4 protein-coding genes and 1 pseudogene are annotated in these 5,436 nt (G+C 68.3%); 1 reads left to right on the forward strand and 4 read right to left on the reverse strand.

What is annotated here, in order from left to right; translation table 11 throughout:
- Positions 1–96 precede the first annotated feature (96 nt).
- Positions 97–927 carry a phosphoenolpyruvate hydrolase family protein gene (locus ACSJJT_RS12100; RefSeq protein WP_435918514.1) on the reverse strand — a complete coding sequence of 277 codons (831 nt, stop codon included), beginning with the start codon at positions 925–927 and terminating at the stop codon, positions 97–99.
- A 30-nt stretch (positions 928–957) separates the two neighbouring features.
- Entirely contained in the window at positions 958–2,196 is a 1,239-nt protein-coding gene (locus ACSJJT_RS12105; RefSeq protein WP_015069171.1) for a Tm-1-like ATP-binding domain-containing protein, read from the reverse strand.
- 92 nt (positions 2,197–2,288) lie between these two features.
- On the opposite strand from ACSJJT_RS12105, the gene ACSJJT_RS12110 reads away from it, so the two are divergent.
- A complete protein-coding gene (locus ACSJJT_RS12110; RefSeq protein ID WP_435918515.1) occupies positions 2,289–3,689 on the forward strand; it encodes an aminotransferase-like domain-containing protein in 1,401 nt (466 codons plus the stop codon).
- A 10-nt stretch (positions 3,690–3,699) separates the two neighbouring features.
- On the opposite strand, the pseudogene ACSJJT_RS12115 reads toward ACSJJT_RS12110, so the two are convergent.
- Together ACSJJT_RS12115 and ACSJJT_RS12120 are read right to left on the reverse strand one after the other, a co-directional pair.
- A pseudogene (locus ACSJJT_RS12115) lies at positions 3,700–4,317 on the reverse strand (zinc-binding dehydrogenase); the annotation flags it as partial.
- On the reverse strand, positions 4,317–5,309 hold the full coding sequence (locus ACSJJT_RS12120; protein ID WP_435916977.1) for an IS481 family transposase: 993 nt from the start codon (positions 5,307–5,309) through the stop codon (positions 4,317–4,319). The pseudogene ACSJJT_RS12115 and the gene ACSJJT_RS12120, both read right to left, overlap by 1 nt.
- Between the last annotated feature and the right edge of the window lie 127 nt (positions 5,310–5,436).

Here is a 5,436-nt window from a genome sequence, read left to right on the forward strand (position 1 = left end):
GTTGGCGTAGGGGGGTTCTTGGGGGGGTGTGGGGGGGTCGGTGCTCGTAGACGAGCACCGATCCGACAATGCTCCGAGGCGTCCCCGGGATGCTGCTCAACTCTTCCTGAAGGTGATGGCCTTGAAGTCCTCGGTCTGCTTCTTGATGCCGGTCTCGGCGGGGAACCGCTCGATCGACGAGGCGCCGTAGAAGCCGACGATGCCGTCGGTGTGGTCGAGCACGTACTGGGCATCCTCGGGGTTGGCGATCGGCCCGCCGTGACACAGGCACAGGATGTCCGGATTCACCGACTTGGCGGCGTCGGCCAGCTCCTGCACCTTGACCGCGGCTTCCTCGATGGTCAGCGCCGTCTGTGCGCCGATGGTGCCCGACGTCGTCAGGCCCATGTGCGGCACCAGGATGTCGGCCCCGGCACGGGCCATGTCCTTGGCCTGATCGGTGTCGAAGACGTACGGAGAGGTGAGCAGATCCAGCTCCCGGGCCGCCCTGATCATGTCGATCTCCAGGCCGTATCCCATCCCGGTCTCCTCCAGGTTCGCCCTGAAGACGCCGTCGATCAGCCCGACGGTGGGGAAGTTCTGCACCCCGGCGAATCCGGCGTCCTTGACCTGAGTCAGGAACCGCGGCATGTCGCGGAACGGATCGGTGCCGTTCACGCCGGCCAGCACGGGGGTGTGATTGACGACCGGAAGCACCTCGCGCGCCATGTCCATGACGATCTCGTTGGCGTCGCCGTAGGCCAGCAGGCCGGACAGGGACCCGCGCCCGGCCATCCGGAAGCGCCCCGAGTTGTAGATGACCAGCAGGTCGATCCCGCCGGCCTCAGCGGACTTCGCCGTGATACCGGTGCCGGCGCCGCCGCCGACGATCGGCGTCCCGGCGGCCACCTGGGCGCGGAAACGATCGAGAATCTCTTGACGTGACATTGCATTTCTCCTTGTCAGTTGGATTGAGAATCAGTTTCCCGTGATCTGCCGATGTGAGATCTCGGTGTGAAGGGCCTCGGCCATCGCCCGCCCGAATCCGGGGTCGTTGACGGCCAGATCGATCTCGGTGATCACGACCGGGCTTTCGGCCAGCCCTTCGCGCAACGCGGCGAACAGGGCCTCGTCGGCCTGCCCGTCGCGGAACGGCTGACCGTCGACGTCGATGCCGCTCACCCCGCGCAGCGGGATGAACAGCTGCGCCGGCCCGCGTGCCGCTCTCAGCTTGCGGGCGATCCGGTGGCCGAGTTCAGCCATCTCCTCGGGAGTGGTGCGCATCAGGGTGACCGTGGGGTTGTGGACATAGAGGTTCCGGCTGTCGAACTTCTCGGGCACGGTCTCACGCGGCCCGAAATTCACCATGTCGAGAGCGCCGACGCTGACCACCTGGGGGACGCCTCTGGCTCCGGCGGCCTCCATCCGGTGGGGTCCGGCGGTCAGCACGCCGCCGACCAGATCATCGGCCAGCTCGGTGGTGGTGAGGTCGCAGACGCCGGCCAGCAGGTCGGAGTCCACCAGCTTCTCCATCGCCAGGCCGCCGGCACCGGTGGCGTGGAAGACCAGCACCTCGTAGCCCAGCTCACTCAGTGTCCTGCGCGCCTCGTCGGCGGCAGGCGTCGTCAGACCGAACATCGTCACCCCGACCAGTGGCTTGTGATCGGCCTCGTCGGCGGCCAGGCGGGCCTCGTAGGACCTGGCCATGCCGGTGATCGCCGCCGCGGCGTTCCCGAGCACCATGGTGGAGATCGAGTTGATCCCGGCGACGTCGACCACCGAGTACATGATGGCGACGTCGGACTCTCCGACGTAGGGCTTCACATCTCCCGAGGCCATCGTGGAGACCAGAAGCTTCGGGAAGCCGACCGGTACGGCCTGCATGGCCGGGGCCGCCACGGACGAACCACCGGACCCGCCGATGGACATGAAGCCGTGGATTCTCCCGGAGTCGGCGAGGTCTCCGACGATGGCTGCCGCGCCGTGTCCCATCACCGCCATCATCTCGCCGCGGTCACGGCGCCGACGCAGTTGTGAGGCGTCGGCCCCGGCGGCGGCGATCACCTGATCGGATGTGACGTCGGCGAGCGGGCTCGTCGAGAAGGAGCCGACGTCGATGAGGACGACGTCCACCCCGTCGTCACGGAGCCGGTCGCTCAGCCACCTGAATTCATCCCCCTTCGTGTCAAGAGTCCCCAGCAGGGCAACAGTGGTCATGGCGCACTCCTTCGTGGTCGTTGAGCCGACCGTAGAAGCGGACGCGCGGATGTACTGGGCCAATTCGGCACAAGTGGCCCGGTCAGGGGCTGTTGTCGGCAATACTCGACGTCATGCCCGCGAAGATGGACGCCGCCGAGCTCAGCCGGATGCTCGGCGACTGGGCTCAGCCCGGGCGGTTGCTGCCCGAGGCGCTGGCCGCCGGGCTGCTGGAACTGATCGACGCCGGCTTCGCCCCGGCCGGCAGCGTCCTGCCCGCCCAGCGGGACTGCGCTGCGGCGCTCGGGGTCTCGCGCGGCACGGTGGGGGCCGCCTTCGCAGATCTGGAGGCACGCGGCTATCTGGCGTCGACGGTGGGATCGGGGACGCGGGTGCGCTCCGGGCGCGCGGCAGCCGCCACGGACGGACGGCTGTTCTCCTTCACCCACTCGGCCCCCGGCGTCATCGACCTGTCGACGGGTGCGCTCCCGGCCTCCGAGGTGGCCAGGCAGGTGCTGACTGCCGGAGTGTCGGGGCTGGATGCCTATCTGGACACTGACGGCTATTTCCCGGCCGGACTGCCGGTGCTGCGCCAGGCGATCGCCGACCGGCTCACCCGTGACGGGGTCCGCACCGTTCCGCAGCAGGTACTGGTCACCAACGGGGCCCAGCAGGCCACGTATCTGGCGCTGCGCGCCCTGGTCTGTCCGGGTGACCTGGCGATCGTCGAGGACCCGACCTATCGCGGGGGTCTGGAGGCGCTGCGGCTGCTCGGGGCCAGAGTGCAGGGTGTGCCCGTCGGCCCCGGTGGAATGGATCTGAACCTGCTCGGGCATGCGCTGGACCAGCGACCCGCGGTGCTGTACTGCCAGACCGGTATCCACAATCCGACCGGAACCACGACGGACCACGACCACCGGGCCGAGATCGGCGCGCGTGCGGTGGAGGCGGAGGTGCCGGTGATCGAGGACTGCTGCTCCTACGACCTCACCAGGGGCGGGGGAGTGGCACGGACCCTGGCAGGGCACGTCGACGACGACCTCCTGGTGATGATCGGTTCCCTGTCGAAGTTGTTCTGGGGCGGTCTGCGAGTCGGTTGGATCCGGGCCGGGCGGAGCCGGATCCGGGGGATCCTGGAGCTGCGCAAGGCCGAGGACCTGGCGACCTCGGTGATGAGCCAGCTGCTGGCCACACGGCTCCTGGGACGGGCCGAGGAGGCGCGCAAGGAGCGGCGCCGCATGCTCGCATCGCGGCTGAGCAGCACGGTGAGGGTCGTGCGAGAGGTCTTCCCGGGATGGAGATGGGAGTCGGTGCGCGGCGGTACCGGGTTGTGGATCGACTCCGGGGGAGACGTCCTGGCCCTGGCGGAGGCGGCGAAACGCGCGAAGGTGAGGCTGGCGCCCGGACCGAGCTTCTCACCCCACGACGGTCAGCGCACGATGCTGCGGCTTCCGCTGTGGCACGAGCCGGACGTGCTGGAAGAGGCGCTGGGGAGGATCAGCGCTCACGAGTGAGCCGCTCGGCTCAGTTCGCGAAGTTGGTGATCACCTTGATGCCCAGGGTGTTGAACGAGGTCATGGCGTCCAGCGGCTCGTTGACCCTCGACAGCGGGATTTCCCCGGTCACCAGCGCTCCCGGACTGAGCTTTCCGGCGGCCACCTGGGCCAGGAGCTTCGGGAATTCGACGGCGGGCATGCCCCACGAGCCCTTGAGGCTGATCTCGTTGATGATGAGCGGGTCGACGGTCAGCGGCACCTCTCCCTCGGGGCCCTGGGACAGCATGCCGATCTGGACGTGGGTGCCGCCGGGACGCAGCGAGTTGATGCCGTTGAGCATGGTCTCGCGGGCGCCCACGGCGTCGACCGTCAGATCGGCGCCGCCACCGGTGACCTCCTTGACGGCCTCCACCGGGTTGGTCCTCGTGCCGTTGATCACCGCTGCCGCGCCGACCTTGCGGGCCAGCTCGAGCTTGTCGTCATGCCTTGCGACGACCACGGGCAGCGCCCCGACACCGGCGGCGATCTGCACCGCCGCGAGCCCGATGCCGCCGGCTCCGTAGACCGCGACCCAGTCGCCGGGGCGCACCTGACCCACCTGCACCAGGCCGTGGTATGACGTCATGTACCGGCAGCCTACGCCGGCTAGGTGTAATCGCCGGACAGGTTAGGTACGCGGTCGGCGGGTGATTTGCCTTTGAGCGCGGTGTGTCCGCGGTGGTGATTGTAGTGGTGCAGCCAGCCGGGGAGTTCGGCCAGGCGGTCGGTCTCGCTGGCGTAGGGCCGTGCGTAGGCCCACTCGGCGACCAGGGTCCTGTTGAACCGCTCGACCTTGCCGTTGGTCTTGGGCGTGTAGGGCCGGGTGTACTTGTGCGTGATGTGGGTGTCTTTGAGTGCCTTGTTGAAGGCTTTGGACCGGTAGCAGGAGCCGTTGTCGGTCAGGACCCGCTTGACGGTGATGGCCTGGCTGGCGAACCAGGCCTGGGCCCTGGTCCACAACCCGGCGGCGGTGTCCTTGCGCTCATCGCTGAGGACCTCGACGTAGGCCAGGCGGGAGTGGTCGTCGACGGCGTTGTGGATGTAGTGATACCCACCCCCGCTGGCGGATCGGCCACGGTTGCGTACTCCTTGGGCGCGTCCGACCATGCGGTGGCCGCCGCCGTCGGGGATCCGGCCCAGCTTCTTGATGTCGAGGTGGACCAGTGAACCGGGGGTGTCGTGTTCGTAGCGGACGGGTGTGGGTTGGGCGCGTAGCCGGGCGCCGGTGGCCTTGTCGATCCAGGTCAGGGGTGGGCATCCGTAGCGTTGCAGGATCTTGCCGACGGTCGAGACGCTGAGGTGTTGGTGGCGTAGGTGGTAGGCGATGCGTGCTGGGCCCCACTGGTGGGTGATGCGCAATCCCACCACCCGTCGTTGCGTGCGACGGCAGACCCGTCGGGGCTGGTGGTGGGGTCGGCTGGAGTGATCACGCATTCCGGCCGGCCCGTGGGCGCGGTAGCGCTGTGCCCAGCGTTGGGCCGTGGTGACGCTGACGTTGAAGCGTTCGGCGGCCCGACGCAGGGGCCAGCCATCCTCGACGATGCAGCAGGCCAGGCGCAAACGTCCGGTTTCGGACAACGGGGCATTACGGTGGGTCATGAGGGCCTCTTGGGAGTCGTGCTTTGTGTGGTAGCAACACACTTCACCCAGAGGCCCTCGCCCGTGTCCAGCCAGAGCTGTCTCTGACCAGCCCGATGTACCTAACCTGTGTGGTGGTTACACCTAG

The organism is Cutibacterium nasicola, assembly GCF_051303185.1.
Lineage (GTDB): Bacteria > Actinomycetota > Actinomycetes > Propionibacteriales > Propionibacteriaceae > Cutibacterium.